Below are 21785 nucleotides of genomic sequence, written 5' to 3' on the forward strand. Positions count from 1 at the left end.
GCGAAACGCTAACGATCGAGTCAGGGCTCGCTGCGCGCATAGCCGGCGAACGGATGATCCTCGCGCACGCAGCCATCGCTGACCTGCACGACCTGATCGCCGAAGGCGGCGACATCGTCGGGATCGTGCGTGATCAACACCATCGGAATATCGAGCCGTGTCTGCAGATCGGACAACTCGCGGCGCATGCGCTGACGCAAGACGCTGTCGAGCGCCGAAAACGGTTCGTCCAGCAACAGCACCTGAGGTTGCGCGACGAGCGCTCGCGCCAGCGCCACGCGCTGCTTTTGTCCACCGGAAAGCTGCGCCGGATGGTTGCCCGCCACGCTCTGCAACTCCAAGGCATCGAGCCAGTAATCGATCTGCGGATGCGCGATCCGTTTGCGCGGATTGAGCCAACCCTGCTGCAAGCCGAAGCCGATGTTCTGCCGCACATTCAGATGCGGAAATAGCGCGTAGTCCTGGAACAGATAGGCGAGCTTGCGCGCCTGCGGTTTCAGATCGACGCCGCGCGCGCTGTCGAACAGCGCGTTGCCATGCAGCGTGATCGAGCCTTCGTCGGGACGCAGCAGGCCGGCGATAGCCTGCAACGTCAGACTCTTGCCCGCACCCGACGGCCCGAACAGCACGACGCGTTGCGAGGTCGCCTTGAAGGCGACATCGAGCGTGAAACGTCGCTCGGCGCTCTGGAAGGTCTTGCGGATGTCGACGGCGAGCAGCATGTCAACCTGACTTCAACAACGTGTGCTGCGGCACGAGACGCCCCGCGAGCAACAGGATCACGACACACGTCACCGAGGTCACGAGCACGAGGAAATTCGCGGTGCTGTCGTCGCCGGCCTGCACGGCTGAATACACCGCTACCGACAGCGTCTGCGTGCGTCCCGGCAGATTGCCCGCGATCATCAGCGTCGCGCCGAATTCGCCGAGCGCCCGCGCGAACGCCAGCAGGCCGCCGGCGAGAATGCCGCGCGCGGCGAGCGGCAGCGTCACGCGAAAGAACACGGCCGTCTCGCTGACGCCGAGCGTGCGCGCGGCGCGCTCGAGTTGCGGATCGACGGCCTCGAAGGCGGCGCGCGCCGATTTCAGTACAAGCGGAAACGCCACGACCGTCGACGCGATCACCGCGCCCTGCCAGGTGAACACCAACTGGATATCGAAGCGGTCGAGCCAGCCGCCGATCACGCCACGCCGTCCGAGCAGAACGAGCAGGTAATAGCCGAGCACGGTGGGCGGCATGACGAGCGGCAGCATCAGCAGCGAGTCGATCACGTCGCGCGCGCCGGAGCGCCAGCGCGACAAACCGAAGCCCGCCGCGACGCCGAATACCAGATTGAGCGCGGTGGCCCAGCCCGCCACTTTCAACGACAGCAGAAGCGGAATCCAGGCCTGTTGCATGAGCGTGCGTCGTCCCGGTGAAGTTAGTGCGCGGGCTTGAAGCCGTACTTGGCGAGCACGGCCTGGCCGGCCGGCGACAGCACGAAGTTCATGAACGCTTGCGCGTCCGCTGCGTGGCGGCTGCCTTCCACTTGCGCGATCGGATAGGTGATCGGCGTTTGCGTCGGTACGTCGAGCGCGACCTTGACCTTGTCCGGCATGACGGCGGCGTCGGTGCTGAACACGAAGCCGGCGTCGACTTCGCCACGCGACACATAGTCGAGGCTCTGACGCACGTTCGAGGCCAGCACCGCCTTCGCGCTCACCGCATCCCACACGCCCGCGGCCTGCAGAGCGCCCTGGGTGTATCGGCCGACCGGCACGGAAGCCGGATCGCCGTACGCGACGCGCTTCACGCTCGCCGAAGTCAGATCGTTCAGAGCGGTCGGCGCGAAATGGCTGTCGGTCGGCACGATCAACACCAGTGAATTAGCGGCGAAGTCGCGGCGCGTGGCCGGCACGATCACTTTTTCGGCGGCGGCCTTGTCCATGGCCTTTTGGTCCGCGGACGCGAACACGTCGGCGGGCGCGCCCTTGACGATCTGCTGCATTAGTACGTCGGAGGCGCCGAAGTTCAGCAGCACCTTGGTGCCCGGATGCTGCTGCTCGAAAACTTCACTGACCGCCTTGAACGCGTTGGTCAGGCTGGCGGCGGCGGAAACCACCAGTTCGTCGGCGTGCGCGTTGGCGCTGATGGCGACGGAGACAGCGCTGGCGACGAACAGCGCTTGCTTCAGAAGGCGGCGGCAGAGTGTCATGAAGGATTGGAAGTCCGGCGTGAGTCGGATCGGCGGGTTAAAACGCTATCGTAATATATGAAAGGTTATAACGGTGGCCCATGACAATTATTCCGCCGTGCGCATGAAGCGGCTAGTCGAGTAACTGGAGATGGTTCAGGCGTCGGACGAATGCGGCGGCGCCAGCGTGTTGAGCGTTTGCGACAGCGGCGCCGTGGCCGGACGGACATCGCGCACCGCCTTCCACTTCGCGCGAATGAACGGCCGGTCATGACCGGACACTTTCAGCGCGATATGCGTGACCCAGCGCTGTGTCGGCACGTGCACGCCGTGCACCAGCACCGCGAGGACCATCATGCTGACGGCGACGGGCAGAACCGACAGCCGTCCCGGCTCCGCATGCCACGCGAGGCGGACGAACACCAGCGCCGCCAGGGCGCCGGTCAGGCAGCCGGTAATGGCTTCAGACGGCGAGTGAGCGCTCAGCACGACGCGCGACAACCCCACCGCGATCCCCGCGGCAAGGCCGAGCAGCACGCCGGCCAAACGGATGCCCGGACGCGCCGGCAACAGTATGAGGAACAGCACGACCGGATAGACCGCGGTGGACAGCATGGCATGGCCGCTGACGCCGGTGAAGTCCAGCTCTCGCACGCCGACACCCCAGCCGAGGAATGCCAGCTTCGTCACCGTCACAACGCCGATGGCCGCGCCGAGCAGTAGCAGCCAGCCCGCCGCCATCCGCCATGTGTAGCCGACCGCCAGCCACAACGCGATGGCGAACGCGAGCGGCAGCGTCATGCCGGCGCCGCCGAGGCTGGTGATCGAATACCAAAGGTGGGCAGGTAAATCGGGCATGGCAAAAAGCGCGACCAAGGCCGCGTAGAATCGGGTTGGTGGTGGGTTAACGCACGAGCGGCGCAAATCGCCGACTCGGCCGGCGCGGCGTAAGTCGCGCGCGGCAAAGAATTAACCGCCAGTATAGACGGGTGCTGCAGGGCGGCGCGCCGCGCACGTAGCTTTTTGCCGCTTAACGTTAGCTGACGAACAAGTGATAAAGATTCGGCCGACAAATGGCAGATAAACAGCGGACGAGCCTTGCCGGGCTTTGACGCCAGCCTCGTGACAAGGTTCGCCGAGCGGAAAATTCGGTCCCGGATAGGATTCCAGGGTTCCAGCATCGCATGAGGATTGGTGTTATTGTGCATTGCACAACAAAGCGCCGTTCTACCGGACGGACCCTGTCCCTTTTTGCGAGGTTTTTCCGCCAATGGCAAAAAGTCTATCGAAAATCTGGCTGCGCGGTCTGAAGCGGCTGCTCGCGATCCAAACCGAGCACGCCCGCAAAACAACCAAGCGCACCACGACGCGACCGGCCCGGCCCGCCACCAGTAAGCCGTCCACCAAAGTTCGCCCGGTCAAGCTGGATGCGGTGGTGCGTGCGCCCGCCAAGCGCGAAGTGCCGCGCGCCGCCGCTCGCGAGTCGCGGGTGCGTCCACGCGCGTCGGCATGGGCAAGCGGCTCGTGGACGCGCTCGTTCCACTCGGCGCCCGCCGCGCCCGGCCGGCTCGTCAATCATCTTCAGTACGGCTTGTATGTCCCGACCGGCCATGCGCTCGAGGCCATGCCGCTGGTGGTGATGCTGCACGGCTGCACGCAGTCGATCGACGAATTCGCCGAAGGTACGCGGATGAACGTGCTCGCCGACCGCTTCGGCTTTGCCGTGGTTTATCCGGAACAGTCGAAGCATGTGCATTCGCACCGCTGCTGGCATTGGTACGACGCCGGCGATAGCGCCGGCGGTGCCGAAGCGCGCGCGGTGGTGTCGCTGGTGGACGCCCTGGTCGCGCAGCATGGTTTCGACAGCGAGCGCGTGTACGTCGCCGGAATCTCCGCTGGCGCCGGCCTGACGGCGCTTCTGGCCGTCAACTATCCGGAGCATTTCGCAGCGGTCGCGCTGCATTCCGGCCCCGCTTTCGGCGAGGCGCGTTCCGGCGTCGCGGCGATGGACGTGATGCGGCGCGGTGCGCGCCGCGAACCGGCCGAACTGGTCGACGAAACCGCCGACGTGGCGCGTTACCCCGGCATGCCGGCCATCATCATCCACGGCGACGCCGACCATGTGGTCTCGCCGATCAATGCCGACCAGCTGGCCGTGCAGTTTCTCCGCCTGAACCGCATCGTCGACCAGAACGGCGCGCGCAAATCCGGTGAAGTCCGCGAGGACCGCAAGGGCGGCGTGGTCATGCGCGACTACCTGCGCGGCGGGCGGCGTGTGGTGCGGCTGTGCCGTGTGCAAGGGCTTGCCCATGCCTGGAGCGGCGGCGACGACGCCGTGCCGTTTCATTCAGCCAAAGGTCCCGACGCAAGCGCCATGGTGTGGGAATTTTTCAAGCACCAGCGCCGCACGGGCACAGGCCGTATCGCGGAAGCGGACGCCGCAGCGGCCTCAGCGGGCGCACGGTGACGTTGGAGCAACACTTCGAAATGAGTGCTGGCGCGTTCCTAGGGTTTTCCCTATAATACGGGTTATCCCTTAGGCGTTAACGCCTAAACTCATTGCCGAGGTTGACCATGTATCTGCTTAGCCGCCTGTTTCTGTTTCTGACCAAATCGCCCGATCAACTCGCGAAAGAACGCGCTGACGCTTTCCTCGCCGAAGCAACGGATCTGTACGATCTGGAATTCCGTATGCGTAAGCTGGACCGTGAGGCGAACCTTCGCCAACCGTCGTGGATGAGCCAGCACTAAGCTGCGCAAGTCAAAAACATCGGCGCGGATTGCGACGCCGGTGTTCGGGTGAGGCGCCCAAGCTGTCGCAGATTGTCGCAAGCGCTCAGACAGCCGGATTCAATTGCCACAACGTGTGATTCAACACCGCGGCGAACGCCACCCACGCGACATAGGGCATCAATAATCCGCCTGCCCAGCGGTCTCGTCGCCAGAATGCGCATGTCAGCGCGACGATCAATATCAGCAGTATCAAAATATCGGCCAGCGCCACGCCCGGTCGATGCAGGCCGAAGAAGAGCCACATCCAGGCCGCGTTGAACAGCAACTGCACCAGCCATAAAACGATCGATGCGCTCAGGCCGTCGCGTTTCCACACGCGCCAGGCGGCAATCGCCATCAGCACATACAGCACCGACCACGCCGGCGGGAACACCCAGTCCGGCGGATTGAACGCGGGCTTTTGCAGCGCCACGTACCAGGCGTCAGGCAAAAACCGGCTCGCAACGAACGCGGCTGCGAACGCCAAAACAAGAAACACCAGCAGCGACGGCAATCGGCGCATCCCCGAGTCTCCTTCAGATATCTGGAATCAAAGCAAAGCGGCGTAAGCGGGTGCTCACTTGCCGAAACGGGCCAGCGTACGCGCCCGCGCTTCGGCATGGTCGACGATCGGTGCCGGATAGTCCTTGCCCAATACCACGCCGAATTCCGCGAGCCGGTCCGCTCCCGCCAGCCACGGCGCGTGAATCCACTTCGACGGCAGCTTCGCGAGCTGGGGCAAATAGCGTTTGATAAAGCGTCCTTCGGCGTCGAATTTTTCGGACTGCGTGATCGGATTGAAGATCCGGAAATAAGGCTGCGCGTCGCATCCTGTCGACGCCGCCCACTGCCAACCTCCGTTATTCGCCGAGAAATCGAAGTCGTTCAACTGTTCGGCGAAGTACCGTTCGCCGAGCCGCCAGTCCACGCCCAGATCCTTCACCAGGAAGCTCGCTGTCACCATCCGCAAGCGGTTGTGCATATAGCCGGTGCGATTCAGTTGCAGCATCGCGGCGTCGACGAGCGGGTAGCCCGTGCGGCCGTCGCACCACGCGGCGAACGCTTCGTCCGCCTCCGGGCCCTGTTCCCAGCGCAGCCGGTCGTACTCCTCCTTGAACGACGCGCCGCTCGCGAGCCGCGGATGATGCGCCAGGATCATGAAGTAGAAGTCTCGCCAGATCAGCTCCGACAGCCACGTCGCGGAGCCTTGCCCGTCGGGTTGCAGCGACATCTCGTGGGCGAGGCGCGCAAGTGTGCGAATCGAGACCGTCCCGAAGCGCAGATGCATCGACAGGTAGCTCGGGCCTTTGGCGGCGGGGAAGTCGCGCCGGTCCTTGTAGCTGTCGATACGCGTCGCGAAGTCGTCGAGCAGATGCTGCGCGCCGCTCATGCCGGTGGGCAGGTCCAGTTCCGCCAGGTTGCTCGGCGTAAAGCCGAGTTGAGCGAGCGTCGGTAACCGGCGGTCCAGCTTCGACGGCGGCGCGGCCAGATGCTTCGTGTAGGTTTCCACGGGATACGGCTTCAGATCGAAGGCCGTCAGTTGCCTGAGCCATGCGTTCTTGTACGGCGTGAACACCGTGAAAGGCTTGTTCTGGCCGGTGAGCACCTCGTCGCGCTCGAAAATCACCTGATCCTTGAACGTCAGCCACTGGCGTCCAGCTTCAGCGAGCCGCTCGCGGACCGTCTCGTCGCGCTCGATGGCGACCGGCTCGTAGTCGTGATTCGCGAAAACCGCGTCCGCGCCAAGTTCGTCGGCGAGCTTCGGCACCAGGTCGGCGGGTTCGCCGTACAGCACGATCAGGCCGCCGCCGTTCGCGCGCAACGCTTCGTCCAGTTCACCCAGCGCCGCAAGAATCAACTCGATGCGGCGATCCTGCGGCTGCGTATGGGGATGACGAGCCTGCCACGCGTCGACCAGCGGCTGCAGGATCGTCGTGTCGAACACGAATGCGCACCACACGCTTTCGCAATGCTTGAGCGCGTAGTAGAGCGCGGCGTTGTCCGTGCTGCGCAGGTCGCGGCGAAACCAGACCAGACCGGTATCGAAGGAGTCGTTCAGTTGTCGGACGCGTGTCATCAGGAACGTGGAGAGTGGAACTAAGGTGCATGGCTGCGCTATCGCCGGCCGAGAGCGCTGCAAGCGACGGTATGGCCCTGCGTCGCACATCGCATGCCGCGTCGGTAAACGCCACAGCGCCCGCTCCTATTGTGCAGGGTGCGGGCGCCGTGCGTGGCCGGCGGCGAGGTTTTCCGCGCCGCTCAAGCGGTTCTTTAGCGATGCATCGAATCCGTCGCTTACGCGATTTGCAAACGGACGTCGACGTTGTTACGCGTGGCGTTCGAGTACGGGCAGACCTGATGCGCTGCGTCGACCAGTTCCTTCGCCGCGCCGGCGTCCAGACCCGGCAGCGAGACGCGCAGATCGATGTCGAGTGCGAAGCCGCCCTTGTCGTTCGGGCCGATGCCGACTTCCGCCGTGACTTGCGTGTCCGCCGGCAAGGTCTGCTTCTTCTGGCCGGCGACAAACTTCATGGCGCTCAGGAAACACGCCGAGTAGCCTGCTGCAAAGAGTTGTTCCGGATTCGTACCTGCTGCGCCGGTGCCGCCCAGTTCGCGCGGTGCTGCCAGCTTAACGTCCAATGCATTGTCCGACGATACTGCACGGCCGTCGCGGCCACCGGTGCTCGTTGCGCTTGCTTTGTAGAGGATGTTCATGGTGCTGTTCCTATGTCTGGGTTGTCAGGATCTGCAAATTTGCCGCTCTTTGCCGAGCCCGCCGTTCTGGCGGAGCGCTGTCGCAGCGGCATGTGATTAAGATAGTACACAAATCATTTGTGTGCAAATGAATTTTTGCATCATAGCGATAGCGCACGTTTTGCAACGGGCCGACTAGAGGTCCATGTAATCGTTGAGGGTGGTGCGCAGGCGAGTCAGGTCGTCGCGCAAACGCAGCAGAAATTCGGGCGTCTGCTGGGTTGCGCACAAGATTTCCGCGGGCACTTCACGCGCCTGGCGTTTGAGCGCCGAGCCGGCTTTGGTGAGCCGGATATACACGAGACGTTCATCTTCGACGCCGCGCACCCGCTCCAGCAGCCCTTGTGTCTCGAGGCGCTTGAGCAGCGGCGTGACCGTCGCCGAGTCGAGGTTCAGGCGCGCGGCCATGTCTTTGACCGTGACGTCGTCGCTCTCCCACAGCACCAGCATGGCCAGATATTGCGGATACGTCAGGCCCAGCTTGTCCAGTAGCGGCTTGTACGCCTTCGTCATGGCAAGGGAGGTCGAGTAGAGGGCGAAGCAGAGTTGCTCGTCGAGCGTGAAGGGCAAAGCGGGGCGCTGGGTCATGGTGCATCTCGTATAAAAGAGCGTGCAAATGGATTGCGCGCAAACCATTGTGCCGCAAATCGGCACAGTTTGACGAGTGCAGCTGGAGATTCAGGAAACGGCGAAGGCATGCGCTGCCGAGAGGGCAGCACAGGTGCGGGCGCCGGAACAGCGCCCGCACCTGAACGGAACTCAAGCCGCCGGTGTGGTCGGCAAGTCCGGTGCTTCGGGCGTTTGCACGCCAAAGCAGCCGCGATAGGTCGCGTAGAACGAGCAGTACAGCATCGTGGTGACGATCATCGTGGCGGGCATCAGGATCGCAAACGCGAAGTCGCCCGCGCCCAGCGCCTGCATCAGCGCCGACAAGCCGAGCGACACCGTCAACGCCACCGCGAACCACAGCGCGCCGAACACGATAAACGCACCGCGGTTGCGCCAGCAACTGACGAGGCTGAAGAACATCGCCTTGACGGGCGGCACGTCGTGCCACGCGGCGAGAATCGGCGAGAACCAGAAAATCATCGCCACCGGAATGTAGACCGCGAAGGCCGTGATCACCGCCAGCGGGATATTGCTGTTGGCGATCGCGTCCTGATCCATCGCGGCGGCGCCGAGCATGACCTTCAGCAGCATGCCGCCGTCGGCGAGTGCCGAAGCGGCCAGCACCAGCGCCATTGCGACGACGTAGAGCACGCCGAGCACCAGCAGCCGTTTGGCGACCACCGGGCCGTACGAGTGAAAACCGTCCACCAGAATGGTCGGAAACACCGGTTTGCCGGCGATCGTGTTGCGGCACGCCGCCATGAAGCCGACCGCGACGCCCGGAATGAAGGCCAGCGGCAACACGCCGCCGACCACCGGAATCTGCGACACGAGCGTCATCACCAGCAGATAGGTGAAGAACAGCGTCAGGAACGCGAGCGGGTTCTTGCGGAACAGCCAGATACCCTGCCGGAACCACACATAGCCGGCTTTCGCGGGGACTTCGATCAGTTGCATGAGGTATGGATGCCTGGAAGTGCAACGCCGGTTAGGCGTTCGCGCAGAATGCGCTCGAAATGGCCGGGGTCGTGCGGTTTGAGCAGTTCGGCCGCGCGCGGCAAATGAAAATCATACAGGCGCGAGACCCAGAAGCGGTACGCGCCCGCTCGCAGCATGTCGCCCCAATGGCGGTTTTCTTCGACGGTGAACGGGCGCACGGTCTGGTAGGCGCGCAGCATGGCTTCGGTGCGCGCGTCGTCGAGTTTGCCGGTAGCGAGGTCGACGCACCAGTCGTTGACCGTCACCGCCACGTCGAACAGCCACTTGTCGCAGCCGGCGAAATAGAAGTCGAAGAAACCGCCGAGGCGCACTTCGTGGCCCGTGTCCGGCGCGGCGTGCGCGAACATGGCGTTATCGCGGAACAGGTCGGCGTGGCACGGGCCTTCGGGAAGCGCGGCGTAATCGGCCGAGGCGAAGAAGGCTTCCTGATGCGCCAGTTCGGACGACAGCAGATCGCGTTGCTCGCCTTCCAGAAACGGCAGGATGGTCGGCACGGTTTCCTGCCACCACGGCAGGCTGCGCAGATTCGGCTGATAGCCCGTGTAGTCGCGTCCTGCCAGGTGCATGCGCGCCAGCATTTGCCCGACTTCGATGCAGTGCTCGACGCCCGGCGCCAGTTCCGGCGCGCCCTCGAGCTTGGTCACGATGGCGGCGGCCTTGCCATGCAAGGTGCCGAACAGCGCGCCGTCTTCGCGCGGCATGGGGTCCGGTACCGGCACGCGATGCGCAGCCAAATGCCGCATGAGGTCGAGATAGAACGGCAGTTGTTCGGCCGTCAGCTTTTCGAAAATCGTGAGGACGTATTCGCCGCGCGTCGTCGTCAGAAAGAAGTTGCTGTTCTCAATACCGGAGGAAATGCCGCGAAATTCGACGACGTCGCCGAGATCGTAATGGCTCATCCATTCTGCAAGTTGGGGTTCGGTGACAGCGGTGAAGACAGCCATGCGGGAAACGTCAGATCAGGTTGGTCGGGCTGGCGCGGTGCGGCCAGTGCGATGTGCGGCAAATGCGGTATCGGAAAAGCGTTCTTGCGGGGCCGTGAAGCGCTGCGGCACTTCAACGCCTTACCACCAGCGTGAGACCCGGCAAGCAGACTGAGGCGCCGCGACGGCGCCTCGCGGGCGCCCGGATCGGGGCGGCGCCCACACCGGGCACCGCCCCGGCATGCGTCAATAGGCCAGGTGCACCGACGGCAAACGCGTGCTTGCACGGCCGTTGTCGCGCACGGTGGGCGACGTGTCGAGCGGCGCGCTCATCTGATAGCGCGTGCCGAGATTCGAATGCACGTTGATTTCGACGGGCTTGCCTTTGTCGCGGTATTCGGTGATTTCGGTGCCGTTGGCGCTGCGTTCGTAGAAGCTCGGCGTGCGCGGGACGTTGATTTCAACCTTCGAGCTGACCTCGGCGGCCGGACGATTGATCTTTTCCAGATCGGGCAAACCGGCCCGTTCGTTGGCGGACTGGGGCGCGCCGGGAGCCGGTGTATCGTCGACAGGCTGGGCAGCCATCGCGGCGTTGCCGAAGGCGAGGGCCAGCGCAACGGCGACGGGAAGGAGCGGCTTCATGGTGATTCTCCAATATGGTGCCCCGATTCTAGCAAATCCCACCTGCTCCTCGGGCGCGATCGCCTTATTTTGCGCCGCTTTCGCGCGGCGTGCGCGCAATCTTGCGAGTGGCGCCGCAGCGTGTGTTGCAGCACCGCCAGGTGATTTGGCGAGTCACGGTTCCGTGGTAATGTGGCCTCATCATTAGAGGCGAATGAAGATGAACAACGATACCAATCAACGCGCGGTGCAGACTCCCGCCAACAGCTTCCCAACCGAATCCTTCGACGACGCGACCGAGGCCGTCACCCGCCTCTCGGCGATCTACGAAGCGAACACTTCGTTTCTGCGCGACGCCTTCGCGCGCTATCGCCGCAACGAACTGTTCGAACGCCGGGTACGCGCCTGCTATCCGTTCGTGCGGGTGTGCACCGAGGTCAACACGCATATCGACTCGCGCCGTTCGTATGGCTTCGTCGCGGGTCCGGGCGTGTTCGAGACGACCGTCACACGGCCCGATCTGTTCGGCAACTACTATCGCGAGCAGTTGCGCCTGCTGGCAAAAAATCATCACGTGCAGATCGAAGTCGGCGTGTCGGACCAGCCGATTCCGATTCATTTCGCTTTCGCCGAAGGCATTCACCTCGAAGGCGATCTGGATCGCGAGCGCCTGTTCCTGATGCGCGATGTGTTCGACACGCCGGACCTGGCGCTGCTCGACGATCGTATCGTCAACGGCACGTATGAACCGCTGCCGGGCGAGCCGCATCCGCTCGCGTTGTTCACCGCGGCGCGGGTCGATTTCTCGCTGCATCGGCTGAAGCACTATACGGCGACCTCGCCCACGCATTGCCAGAACTACGTGCTGTACACGAACTACCAGTTCTATATCGACGAGTTCGTCAAACTCGGCCGCACGATGATGGCCCATACCGACGACGAGGAACTGCGCGCCTATCGCAGCGAATATACGTCGTTCGTCGAGCCCGGTGACGTGGTCACGTACAACGCGAATCTCGGCGAACAGGAGCAGGAAGGCACGGCGCCGCCACGTTTGCCGCAGATGCCCGCGTATCACCTGAAGCGCGCGGACGGCAGCGGGATCACGATGATCAACATCGGCGTCGGGCCGTCGAACGCGAAGACCATTACCGATCACATCGCCGTGCTGCGCCCGCATGCGTGGATCATGCTCGGCCACTGCGCGGGCTTGCGCAATACGCAGCGCCTCGGTGACTATGTGCTGGCGCACGGCTATGTGCGCGAGGATCACGTGCTCGACGACGACCTGCCGCTGTGGGTGCCGATCCCGGCGCTCGCCGAAGTGCAGGTGGCGCTGGAGCGCGCGGTTGCACAGGTCACGCAGCTGGACGGCGTCGAACTGAAACGCGTGATGCGTACGGGCACGGTGGCGAGCGTGGACAACCGCAACTGGGAATTGCGCGATCATCGCGAGCCGGTGCAGCGGCTCTCGCAAAGCCGCGCGGTTGCACTCGACATGGAGAGCGCGACGATTGCCGCGAACGGCTTCCGTTTCCGCGTGCCTTACGGCACCTTGCTGTGCGTGTCGGACAAGCCCTTGCATGGCGAATTGAAGCTGCCCGGCATGGCGGATCAGTTCTATCGCGCGCAGGTTGATCAGCATCTGCAGATCGGCGTGAAGGCGATGGAGCTATTGCGGATGAACGGGCTGCATCGTTTGCATAGCCGCAAGCTGCGCAGCTTCGCGGAAGTCGCGTTTCAGTAAGCGGCTTCTTGGGCAGACAAGGGCGAGCGCCGCTTCCGCGCGCTCGTGCTCGATCAAAGTCAAAGCTGCCCGAAGCCCGCTAGCCCGATCAAACTGCCGACCGCCAGAAGCCACAGCGGATGAATGCGCGTCGTCATCGCCATGACAACGGTGAAGGAGGTGATCGCCCACGCGATGGCCGTCGTGTTCGACGCTTCGGCAATCAGCGCCGCGCTCGCCGCGATGATGCCGGCGGTCACCGGCATCAGTCCCAACTGCGCGTAGCGCCGCCACGGGCGGTCCTTGAATCGCTCCCATGCATGCACCGCGAGGATCGTCACCAGCGACGACGGCCCGAACTTCGCCACCGACGTCACCAGCATGCCCGCCCAACCGGCCACGTGCCAGCCGATCAGCGTGACGATCATCAGATTCGGCCCCGGCGCGGCTTGCGCGAGTGCGAATAGCGCGCTGAATTCGCTGGCCGGCATCCAGTGATGCACGTCTACCACTTGACGCTGCATCTCCGGAAGAATCGTATTGCCGCCGCCGAACGCGAGCAGCGAAAGCTGACTGAAAATAACGGCGAGGGCAATGAGCGTCTCGTTCATCGTGCCCTCCTCGACGCGATATAGATGCTGAGCGGCGTCAACACCAGCATGGTGGGCAGAAGCGGCAGCCGCATGATCGCAATCGCAATGAAGCCGAGTGCCGCGATGAGCGCGGCCATTGGGCTACGCCGTAGCGGCAGCAGGATTTTCACGGCCATCGCGATCAACAGGCCGGCCGCGGCGGCGGCGAGACCCGCGAACAGATGGCGAACGTACGGGTCGTTTTGCGTGTGCTCGTACAGCACGCCGAGGCCGATCACCACCAGCGACGGTCCCGCGATCAGTCCGAGCAGGCCGGCCAGCGCGCCCGGCACGCCGCGAAAGCGCATGCCCATCGCCACCGAGAGATTGATCACGTTGCCGCCCGGCAAAAATTGGCAGAGGCCCAGTAAGTCGGTGAATTCGTCGGCGCTCAGCCAGCGGCGTTGTTCGACCAATGCGCGCCGCGCCAGCGGCAGTGCGCCGCCGAAGGAGATCAGCCCGAGGCCGAGAAAGCCGCCGAAGATTTCCCGCAATGTGGGCGTAGGCGCCAGCACGGGCTCGGACGAGGTGAGATCGTGGTCCATTGGTTAGCTTCCAGTTCAAGCTCAGGAGGTTAGCGCCGAACCGGCGTTGAGCAAAACGATTTTTGAGCACCGCCTTGTGATCTAGAATCACAAGCATGGCCCGAAACCTTCCTCCTTTTCCGGCGCTGCGCGCCTTCGAAGCCGCCGCGCGGCATGAGAGCTTCACCGCCGCGGCGAACGAATTGCATGTGACGCACGGTGCAATCAGCCGACAGGTCGCCGCTTTCGAAACGTGGCTCGGCGTGCAGGTGTTCGAGCGTCGCGGCAAGCGCGTGCGCCTGACCGATGACGGGCGCCGCTACCTGTCCACCGTTCAGGCTGCGTTCGACAGCATCGCGCTCGCCACGGATCAACTGCGTGACACCGGCGTCGTCCGTGTGCTGCGCGTGAATGCGTTGCCCACTTTCGCGATGAAGTGGCTGCTGCCGCGCCTGCATCAGTTCCAGCGCAAGGTGCCGAATGTGGAGCTGAGATTGGCGACCTCGAACGCGCCGGTCGAGACGCTGGATGGCTTCGACGTCGCGGTGCGGCGCGGTCCCGCGCATTGGGCCAACTGCGCGAGCGGCCATTTTCTCGGCGAGACCGAGATTCCGGTGTGCAGTCCCGTGTTATTGCAACGTTCGCCGATCAAGGTCGCCGACGATCTCGCGCGGCACGTGCTGCTGCATTCCGATACGCGTCCGGATGCCTGGCGCAACTGGTTATCGGCGGCTGGGATGACGGTGAAATGCCGGAAGAAGCAATCGTTCGATCACTTCTATCTGGCCTTGCAGGCCGCAGTGGACGGGCTCGGCGTGGCGCTCGGTCCGTTGCCCTTGCTGGCGGATGAACTGGCATCGGGACGGCTCGTGGTGCCGCTGGCGGGTCCGCGTATCGATGCACGCGGCTACTGGTGGGTGGCGAGACGCGAGGTCGCGGATGCACTGTTAGTCGCGCAGTTCTGCGAATGGCTGCAAGCGCAAGGCGATCAAATCGATAAAACGGAAACGGGCAGCCTCGAGGCCGCCCGTTAGCGTACGCGTGTTCATACACTGCGTTGCCTTGCGTTCACCTCGCGCAAGAGCGCGAAGCGGCAGCCTCACAGATAGAACATCCGGTCTTCGTCCGACTTGGTCGGCTGCGGCTCGGTTTCTTCGCGGTCTTCATAGAACTTCAGCACCGCTTCGAGCACCTGGTCCGGATCGTCGATGACCTGCATGAGGTCCATGTCGGTCGGATTGATCAGGCCCATTGGCGTGAGCGAGTTCTTGAACCACGCAAGCAGGCCTTCCCAGAACTCGGCGCCCACCAGAATGATCGGCACATGGCGCGACTTCTTGGTCTGGATCAGCGTGAGCACTTCGGCGAGTTCGTCCAGCGTGCCGAAGCCGCCGGGCATCACGATCACCGCGTCCGAGTTCTTCACGAACGTGACCTTGCGCGTGAAGAAATGGCGGAAGCGCAACGAGATGTCTTGCCACTGATTGCCCGATTGCTCGTGCGGCAGTTCGATGTTCAGGCCGACCGAAGGCGCCTTGCCCGCATGGGCACCCTTGTTGGCCGCCTCCATGATGCCCGGGCCGCCGCCCGAGATCACGGCGAAGCCGGCGTCCGAGAGCTTGCGCGCGATTTGCGTGGCAAGTTTGTAGTAGGGCGAGTTCGGCTTCAGGCGCGCTGAACCATAGATGCTGACAGCCGGACGAATCTCCGAGAGGTACTCGGTCGCCTCGATAAACTCTGCCATAATCGTGAACATCTGCCACGATGCGCGGGCCTTTTTGGCCGTTGCGCGCTCTTGATCTGCGAGTGATCGCAGACTCGGAATCACTTTTCTCTTAGTCATAATGCCTGAAGAACGAAGCCTTGAAGGTAAGACCCTGCTATTGGTCGACGGTTCGAGTTATCTGTACCGGGCCTACCATGCGATGCCGGATCTGCGCAGCCCCGACGGTGGTCCGACGGGTGCGCTTTACGGGATGATCAACATGCTGCGGCGCATGCGCAAGGAAGTCACAGCAGAGTATAGCGCGTGCGTGTTCGACGCCAAGGGCAAAACGTTTCGCGACGACTGGTATCCCGACTATAAGGCGAATCGGCCGTCGATGCCGGACGACCTCTCGCGCCAGATCGAGCCGATTCATGTGGCCGTGCGCGCGCTCGGCTGGCCCTTGCTGATGATCGAAGGCGTCGAGGCCGACGACGTAATCGGCACCCTCAGCACCGAAGCGGAAAAGCGTGGCATGAATGTGATCGTGTCGACGGGTGACAAGGATCTGGCGCAGCTTGTGTCGGATCATGTCACCCTCATCAATACGATGACTAACGAAACGCTCGACCGCGCCGGCGTGCTCGCCAAGTTCGGCGTGCCGCCGGAGCGCATTATCGACTACCTGTCGTTGATCGGCGATACCGTCGACAACGTGCCCGGCGTCGAGAAATGCGGGCCGAAAACAGCGATCAAATGGCTGACGCAATTCGAGTCGCTGGATGGCATCGTCGCACATGCGGACGAAATAAAAGGTGCGGTAGGAGACAATCTGCGCAGAGCGCTCGATTTTCTGCCAATGGCGAGGAAACTCGTCACTGTCGAGCGCAACTGCGATATGACCGACCATATCGTGTCGATCGAGGAAAGCCTGCAAAGCCGGCCGGAATCGCGCGAGGAGTTGCGCGACGTGTTCACGCGCCACGGCTTCAAGACGTGGCTGCGCGAAGTGGAAATCGCGGACGCCGTGGAAGGTCCGGAAACGGATGTGGCGCCGGCTTTGTCGGTGGATCATGAGCGGCACTACGACACCGTGCAGACGTGGGAGCAATTCGACGCATGGCTCGAGAAGATCAACGTGGCCGAGCTGACCTCGTTCGATACGGAAACCACCTCGCTCGACCCCATGACCGCGCAGATCGTGGGCCTGTCGTTGTCGGTTGAAGCCGGCCGGGCGGCGTATGTGCCGCTCGCGCATCGCGGCCCCGACGCGCCCGTGCAATTGCCGCGCGACGAAGTCCTCGCGAAACTCAAGCCGTGGCTGGAAAGCGCCGAGCACAAGAAGGTCGGCCAGCATCTCAAGTACGACGAGCAGGTGCTGGCGAACTACGGCATTGAAATGCGCGGTGTCGAACACGACACGCTGCTGCAATCGTACGTGGTCGAATCGCATCGCACGCACGACATGGACAGCCTCGCGCTGCGCCATCTCGGCGTGAAGACGATCAAGTACGAAGAGGTCGCGGGCAAGGGCGCGGGGCAGATCGGCTTCGACGAAGTCGCGTTGGACAAGGCCGCCGAATACGCTGCGGAAGATGCTGATATCACTTTGCGGCTGCATCAGGCGCTGTATCCGCAAGTGACTGCGGAGAAGACGCTCGAGTATGTCTATCGCGGGATCGAACTGCCGACCTCGCGTGTCCTGCGCAAGATGGAGCGCACCGGCGTGCTGATCGACGCGGAGAAACTGCGTCAGCAAAGCAGCGAAATCGCCACGCGTCTGATCCAGTTGGAAAGCGAAGCGTATGTGCTGGCCGGCGGCGAATTCAATCTGGGCTCGCCGAAGCAGATCGGGCAGATCTTCTTCGAGAAGCTGGAACTGCCGGTGGTCAAGAAGACGCCGAGCGGCGCACCGTCCACCGACGAAGAAGTGCTGCAAAAGCTCGCCGAAGACTATCCGCTGCCGAAGATTCTGCTTGAACACCGTGGCTTGTCGAAGCTGAAGTCGACCTACACCGACAAGCTGCCGCGCATGGTCAACGCCACCACGGGCCGCGTGCATACGAACTATGCGCAGGCTGTGGCGGTCACGGGGCGCCTTGCATCGAACGACCCGAACCTGCAGAACATTCCCGTGCGCACCGGCGAAGGCCGCCGTATTCGCGAAGCGTTTATTGCACCGCCCGGACACAAGCTGGTCTCCGCGGATTATTCGCAGATCGAACTGCGCATCATGGCGCACATTTCCGGCGACGAATCGCTGCTGCGCTCATTCTCGCAGGGCGAAGACATTCACCGCGCCACCGCGGCGGAAATCTTCAGCGTGACGCCGCTCGAAGTGTCGAACGATCAACGCCGCGTGGCCAAGGTCATCAACTTTGGTCTGATCTACGGCATGAGTTCGTTTGGTCTTGCCGCGAACCTCGGCATCACGCGCGACGCAGCCAAGCTCTATATCGACCGCTATTTCGCGCGTTATCCGGGCGTGGCGCGTTATATGGACGAAACGCGAGTGAGCGCCAAGGCCAAGGGTTATGTCGAGACGGTGTTCGGCCGCCGCCTGTGGCTGCCGGAGATCAACGGCGGCAATGGTCCGCGCCGTCAGGCCGCCGAGCGCGCCGCGATCAACGCGCCGATGCAAGGCACAGCCGCCGATCTGATCAAGCTCTCGATGATCGCGGTGCAGGACTGGATCGAAGCCTCGAAGATCGACACGCGCATGATCATGCAGGTGCACGATGAATTGATTCTCGAAGTACCGGACGCGGAATTGTCCGACGTGCGCAAGCGCTTGCCCGAGTTGATGTGCGGTGTCGCCGACCTGAAAGTGCCGCTGGTCGCCGAAGTGGGTGCCGGCCTGAACTGGGAAGAAGCGCATTGACGTGCGTGTGACGGGACGCGATATCGTCGTGCGCATGTCACACATGCGTATTGATGGCTTGTGACAACCCGTGCTGCTCGCGGACAATCGCTGAAAGACGGCGCTCATGTGAATCCTCATGGGCGCCGAACGACGCATAACCCATCGGCAAACACGGAGAGTTCAATGCATCGTTTTATCGTGGTTGGCGGAGGCGCGGGGGGATTGGAGCTGGCGACGCGTTTGGGCGACCGCTATGCACCCCACAAGAGCAAGGGCGGTGTGCGGGCGCAGGTCACGCTCGTCGACCGCAATCCGACTCATATCTGGAAGCCGCTCCTGCATGAAGTGGCGGCAGGCAGCATGGACCCGTTCACGCAGGAACTCGAATATGCCGCGCAAGCGCGCTGGCACGGCTTCGAATTTCAGCAGGGCGAACTGACGGGACTGGACCGCGCGAACAAGCGCCTCACGCTCGGCACCGTGCTCGACGACGACGGCGCCGAGTTGCTGCCCGAACGCCAGCTCGAATACGACACGCTGATCATCGCGATCGGCAGCACGACCGCCTTCTTCGGCGTCAAAGGCGCGCCTGAATTTTCCCTCGCACTCGATACAGTCAGCCAGGCCGAGCGTTTCCGCAAACGCCTGATCGCGGCATGCATGCGCGCCGAGCATCAAGTGCATGAACCGGTCGAATCGGGGCCGGGCACGTCGTCCACGGGCGAGCCGCGCATTCAGGTGGCGATTGTCGGCGGCGGCGCGACGGGTGTCGAACTGTCGGCGGAATTGCGTAACACCGCGCAGGTGTTGTCCGCATACGGCTTGCATAAGCTCGATCCGCGGCATGACGTCGGCATCGTGCTGATCGAAGCGGGGCCGCGCATTCTGCCGGCTTTGCAGGAACGGGTCTCGACCGCCACGGCCGAGCTGCTCACCAAGCTCGGCGTGAAGCTGATGATCGGCGAAACCGTGGCCGAAGTCGCGCCCGGTATGATCCGCACCGCGAGCGGCAAAACGGTGCGCGCCGATCTGACGGTGTGGGCGGCCGGCATCAAGGCGCCGGCGATTTTGAGCGAACTCGACGGCTTGCCGGTCAACCGGCTGGGCCAACTCATCGTGCGCCGCACGCTGCAAACTGAAACGGACGACAACGTCTTCGCGCTCGGCGATTGCGCCGCCTGTCCGTGGCCGGGCAACGAGCGCAACGTGCCGCCGCGCGCGCAGGCGGCTCACCAGCAGGCGAGCTTTTTGATGAAGGCGCTGGCTGCGCGGCTCGAAAACAAGCCACTGCCGGAGTTCACCTATCGCGACTTCGGGTCGCTGGTGTCACTCGGGCATTTCAGCGCGGTCGGTAATCTGATGGGCGGAGTGATCGGCGGCAATATGTTGATCGAAGGGCTGTTCGCGCGCTTCATGTATATGTCGCTGTACCGGCTGCATATCGCCGCGCTGCACGGCTATGCGCGGATGGTGCTCGATACCTTCGCGCACTGGTTGCGCCGCACCACGCTGCCGCGGGTCAAGCTGCACTGACGAGTGCCGATGCGCCCGGCCGGCTCGGGAACGTTGCATCTGCAACAGGATGCGTGTCAGGCGTATCCTGTTGCCTCCAACGTTCAACTGAGGAGTGCACGCATGCTGAAACCCGATATCGACAGCCTGGTCCCGCACGTCCCCTTCAACCGACGTACTTTCATTAAAGCCGCGCTCGGCACCGGCTTCGCCGCCGCCGTGCTGCCCGTTTCGGCGCAAACCATTCATACCGATACTGACGGCCTCGACGCCGGCGAAATCGCGGTGCGCTCCGGCGACACGCTGGTGCCGGCCTATCGCGCGCAGCCGAAGGGCAAGACGCACTTGCCGGTGATCATCGTCGTGCACGAGATTTTCGGCGTGCACGAGCATATCGCCGACGTGTGCCGGCGCTTCGCCAAGCTGGGCTATCTCGCGATCGCGCCGAATCTTTTTGAACGGCAGGGCGATCCGACCGTTCATGCAAGCATGCAGCAGATCAGCGCGCTAGTGGTCAGCAAGGTGCCGGACGACCAGGTGATGGGCGATCTCGATGCCACCGTCGCCTGGGCCGGAGAGCATGGCGGCGATCTGAACCGGCTTGGCGTGAACGGCTTTTGCTGGGGCGGGCGGATTGCGTGGCTGTACGCCGAACATAACCCGCGACTGAAGGCGGGTGTCGCCTGGTACGGACGGGTAACGGGCGAAAAGAACGCAATGATGCCGGCGAATCCGCTCGATCAGGTCGCGCAACTTCATGCGCCGGTGCTGGGGCTTTACGGATTGCAAGATCAGAGCATCCCGCAGGACACGCTCGAACAGATGAAGCAGGCCATCGCGCAAGGGCCGCAAGCGGGCCGTGGTTCGCAGTTCGTCGTGTATGACGATGCGGGCCACGCGTTTTTCGCGGATTATCGGCCGAGCTACAAGAAGGCCGATGCCGAGGATGGTTGGCGCCGTGTGCTGGTGTGGTTCAAGCAGCATGGGGTGGCTTGAGGCGATCCCCGCTCCCTCGCTTGCGTTAAAAAAAGGCCGTTGCTGCTTTCGGGCGGCAACGGCTTTTTGCTAACGACGTGCTGTGGCGCGCGCTGGGACGCTCAAGGATTCGGGCCCGTCGCGATGGGCCGCTTCGGGTCGGAACTCCACTCGCTCCACGATCCCGCATACAATGCGGCGCCGTGCAGGCCGGCAACTTCCATCGCCAGGGCATTCACGCATGCCGTCACGCCCGAGCCGCATTGCAGCACCACGTGTTCCGGCGGCGTGTCGGCGAGCAGCGCGTGGAATTCCTCGCGCAACGTATGCGCCGGCTTGAAGCGGCCGTCGGCGGTGAGGTTATTCTTGAAGAAGCGGTTGAGCGCGCCGGGAATGTGGCCGCCGACGCGATCCAGTGTCTCGTTCTCACCGCGATAACGGTCGTCTGCGCGGGCGTCGACCACCACGTGTTCCTTCGAGCCGAGATTGCGCTCGACCGTTTGCGCATCGACCGTGACGGACAGCGGCGCGCCTGCCTTGAAGTCGCCGGTGTTCTGGGCCGGCGCGTCCTGCGTCAGCGGATGACCGCCGCCTTCCCATGCCTGCAGGCCGCCGTCGAGCAGCGCGACCGCGTCGTGACCGAGCCAGCGCAGCAGCCACCATGCACGGGCGGCGTACATGCCGCCTTGCGCATCGTACGCGACGACCTGCTGGCCCTGCTTCAGGCCGCGCGACTCCAGCGTCTCCACCAGCCGCGCACGATCCGGCAGCGGATGGCGGCCGTTGTGACCGTTCTTCGGCCCCGACAGATCGCGATCGAGATGCAGGTAATGCGCGCCCGGCAGATGCCCGGCCAGATAGGCTTTTTCGCCGGCTTCCGTGTCGGCCAGATCGAACCGGCAGTCGATGACGAACACGCTGCCCGGCGCGGCGGCAAGCCGTTCCGCGAGATTGGTCGCGGAAATCAGAGTGGTGTAGTGAGTGTGCGGCATGACG

22 protein-coding genes are annotated in these 21785 nt (G+C 63.5%); 7 read left to right on the plus strand and 15 right to left on the minus strand.

Annotated elements, in window-relative coordinates; genetic code table 11:
• Positions 1-20: 20 nt before the first annotated feature.
• From ACQKRQ_RS33450 to ACQKRQ_RS33465, 4 genes are all read right to left on the minus strand, one after another.
• On the minus strand, positions 21-722 hold the full coding sequence (locus ACQKRQ_RS33450) for a sulfate/molybdate ABC transporter ATP-binding protein (RefSeq protein ID WP_427481704.1): 702 nt from the start codon (positions 720-722) through the stop codon (positions 21-23).
• Between the two features lies 1 nt (position 723).
• Positions 724-1398, minus strand: coding sequence for a molybdate ABC transporter permease subunit (gene modB / locus ACQKRQ_RS33455; RefSeq protein ID WP_132383700.1), 675 nt, complete (start codon positions 1396-1398; stop codon positions 724-726).
• 23 nt (positions 1399-1421) lie between these two features.
• A complete protein-coding gene (gene modA, locus ACQKRQ_RS33460) occupies positions 1422-2195 on the minus strand; it encodes a molybdate ABC transporter substrate-binding protein (protein ID WP_427481706.1) in 774 nt (257 codons plus the stop codon).
• 135 nt (positions 2196-2330) lie between these two features.
• On the minus strand, positions 2331-3032 hold the full coding sequence (locus ACQKRQ_RS33465) for a phosphatase PAP2 family protein (RefSeq protein WP_427481708.1): 702 nt from the start codon (positions 3030-3032) through the stop codon (positions 2331-2333).
• A gap of 412 nt (positions 3033-3444) precedes the next feature.
• On the opposite strand from ACQKRQ_RS33465, the gene ACQKRQ_RS33470 reads away from it, so the two are divergent.
• On the plus strand, positions 3445-4641 hold the full coding sequence (locus tag ACQKRQ_RS33470) for an extracellular catalytic domain type 1 short-chain-length polyhydroxyalkanoate depolymerase (protein WP_132383706.1): 1197 nt from the start codon (positions 3445-3447) through the stop codon (positions 4639-4641).
• Positions 4642-4748: 107 nt separating this feature from the next.
• A complete protein-coding gene (locus ACQKRQ_RS33475; RefSeq protein ID WP_132383708.1) occupies positions 4749-4925 on the plus strand; it encodes a DUF3563 family protein in 177 nt (58 codons plus the stop codon).
• 85 nt (positions 4926-5010) lie between these two features.
• Here ACQKRQ_RS33475 and ACQKRQ_RS33480 read toward each other — a convergent pair whose 3' ends face one another.
• From ACQKRQ_RS33480 to ACQKRQ_RS33510, 7 genes are all read right to left on the minus strand, one after another.
• The gene (locus ACQKRQ_RS33480) at positions 5011-5469 is read right to left on the minus strand and encodes a TspO/MBR family protein (protein ID WP_427481711.1); all 459 of its coding nucleotides are present in this window, start codon (positions 5467-5469) and stop codon (positions 5011-5013) included.
• A 54-nt stretch (positions 5470-5523) separates the two neighbouring features.
• Complete coding sequence (locus ACQKRQ_RS33485) at positions 5524-7023, minus strand: cryptochrome/photolyase family protein (RefSeq protein WP_427481713.1); 1500 nt, start codon at positions 7021-7023, stop codon at positions 5524-5526.
• Between the two features lie 218 nt (positions 7024-7241).
• Positions 7242-7661 (minus strand): organic hydroperoxide resistance protein, encoded by a 420-nt coding sequence (locus tag ACQKRQ_RS33490; protein ID WP_106282649.1) that lies wholly within the window; start codon positions 7659-7661, stop codon positions 7242-7244.
• A gap of 174 nt (positions 7662-7835) precedes the next feature.
• The gene (locus ACQKRQ_RS33495; protein WP_408178494.1) at positions 7836-8288 is read right to left on the minus strand and encodes a MarR family winged helix-turn-helix transcriptional regulator; all 453 of its coding nucleotides are present in this window, start codon (positions 8286-8288) and stop codon (positions 7836-7838) included.
• Between the two features lie 171 nt (positions 8289-8459).
• Positions 8460-9266 (minus strand): BPSS1780 family membrane protein, encoded by an 807-nt coding sequence (locus ACQKRQ_RS33500; protein ID WP_132383716.1) that lies wholly within the window; start codon positions 9264-9266, stop codon positions 8460-8462.
• Entirely contained in the window at positions 9257-10252 is a 996-nt protein-coding gene (locus ACQKRQ_RS33505) for a homoserine kinase (RefSeq protein WP_427481716.1), read from the minus strand. The genes ACQKRQ_RS33500 and ACQKRQ_RS33505 overlap by 10 nt, the downstream gene beginning before the upstream one ends.
• Positions 10253-10477: 225 nt before the next feature.
• The gene (locus ACQKRQ_RS33510) at positions 10478-10873 is read right to left on the minus strand and encodes a hypothetical protein (RefSeq protein ID WP_132383720.1); all 396 of its coding nucleotides are present in this window, start codon (positions 10871-10873) and stop codon (positions 10478-10480) included.
• A 199-nt stretch (positions 10874-11072) separates the two neighbouring features.
• Here ACQKRQ_RS33510 and ACQKRQ_RS33515 point away from each other — a divergent pair, with 199 nt between their 5' ends.
• Entirely contained in the window at positions 11073-12599 is a 1527-nt protein-coding gene (locus tag ACQKRQ_RS33515; RefSeq protein WP_012428586.1) for an AMP nucleosidase, read from the plus strand.
• 59 nt (positions 12600-12658) lie between these two features.
• Here the strand turns inward: ACQKRQ_RS33515 and ACQKRQ_RS33520 are convergent, their stop codons facing one another.
• Positions 12659-13189, minus strand: coding sequence for a chromate transporter (locus tag ACQKRQ_RS33520; RefSeq protein ID WP_132383722.1), 531 nt, complete (start codon positions 13187-13189; stop codon positions 12659-12661).
• A complete protein-coding gene (locus tag ACQKRQ_RS33525) occupies positions 13186-13755 on the minus strand; it encodes a chromate transporter (RefSeq protein WP_408287022.1) in 570 nt (189 codons plus the stop codon). Before ACQKRQ_RS33525 ends, ACQKRQ_RS33520 begins: the two co-directional genes overlap by 4 nt.
• A 95-nt stretch (positions 13756-13850) precedes the next feature.
• On the opposite strand from ACQKRQ_RS33525, the gene ACQKRQ_RS33530 reads away from it, so the two are divergent.
• Positions 13851-14768: a transcriptional regulator GcvA gene (locus ACQKRQ_RS33530; RefSeq protein ID WP_427481719.1), complete on the plus strand. Its 918-nt coding sequence runs from the start codon at positions 13851-13853 to the stop codon at positions 14766-14768.
• A 65-nt stretch (positions 14769-14833) separates the two neighbouring features.
• Here ACQKRQ_RS33530 and ACQKRQ_RS33535 read toward each other — a convergent pair whose 3' ends face one another.
• Complete coding sequence (locus ACQKRQ_RS33535) at positions 14834-15577, minus strand: TIGR00730 family Rossman fold protein (RefSeq protein WP_106282655.1); 744 nt, start codon at positions 15575-15577, stop codon at positions 14834-14836.
• Position 15578: 1 nt separating this feature from the next.
• Here ACQKRQ_RS33535 and polA point away from each other — a divergent pair, with 1 nt between their 5' ends.
• The 3 genes from polA (at position 15579) to ACQKRQ_RS33550 (ending at position 20810) form a co-directional block, all read left to right on the plus strand.
• Complete coding sequence (polA, locus tag ACQKRQ_RS33540; RefSeq protein ID WP_427481722.1) at positions 15579-18320, plus strand: DNA polymerase I; 2742 nt, start codon at positions 15579-15581, stop codon at positions 18318-18320.
• A gap of 165 nt (positions 18321-18485) precedes the next feature.
• Positions 18486-19835 (plus strand): NAD(P)/FAD-dependent oxidoreductase, encoded by a 1350-nt coding sequence (locus ACQKRQ_RS33545; RefSeq protein ID WP_132383728.1) that lies wholly within the window; start codon positions 18486-18488, stop codon positions 19833-19835.
• Between the two features lie 102 nt (positions 19836-19937).
• Entirely contained in the window at positions 19938-20810 is an 873-nt protein-coding gene (locus tag ACQKRQ_RS33550) for a dienelactone hydrolase family protein (RefSeq protein WP_427481724.1), read from the plus strand.
• A gap of 101 nt (positions 20811-20911) precedes the next feature.
• Here the strand turns inward: ACQKRQ_RS33550 and ACQKRQ_RS33555 are convergent, their stop codons facing one another.
• On the minus strand, positions 20912-21781 hold the full coding sequence (locus ACQKRQ_RS33555; RefSeq protein WP_427481726.1) for a sulfurtransferase: 870 nt from the start codon (positions 21779-21781) through the stop codon (positions 20912-20914).
• Positions 21782-21785 lie beyond the last annotated feature (4 nt).

The sequence above is a fragment of the Paraburkholderia sp. NPDC080076 genome, from assembly GCF_050281145.1.
Classification (GTDB): Bacteria; Pseudomonadota; Gammaproteobacteria; order Burkholderiales; family Burkholderiaceae; genus Paraburkholderia.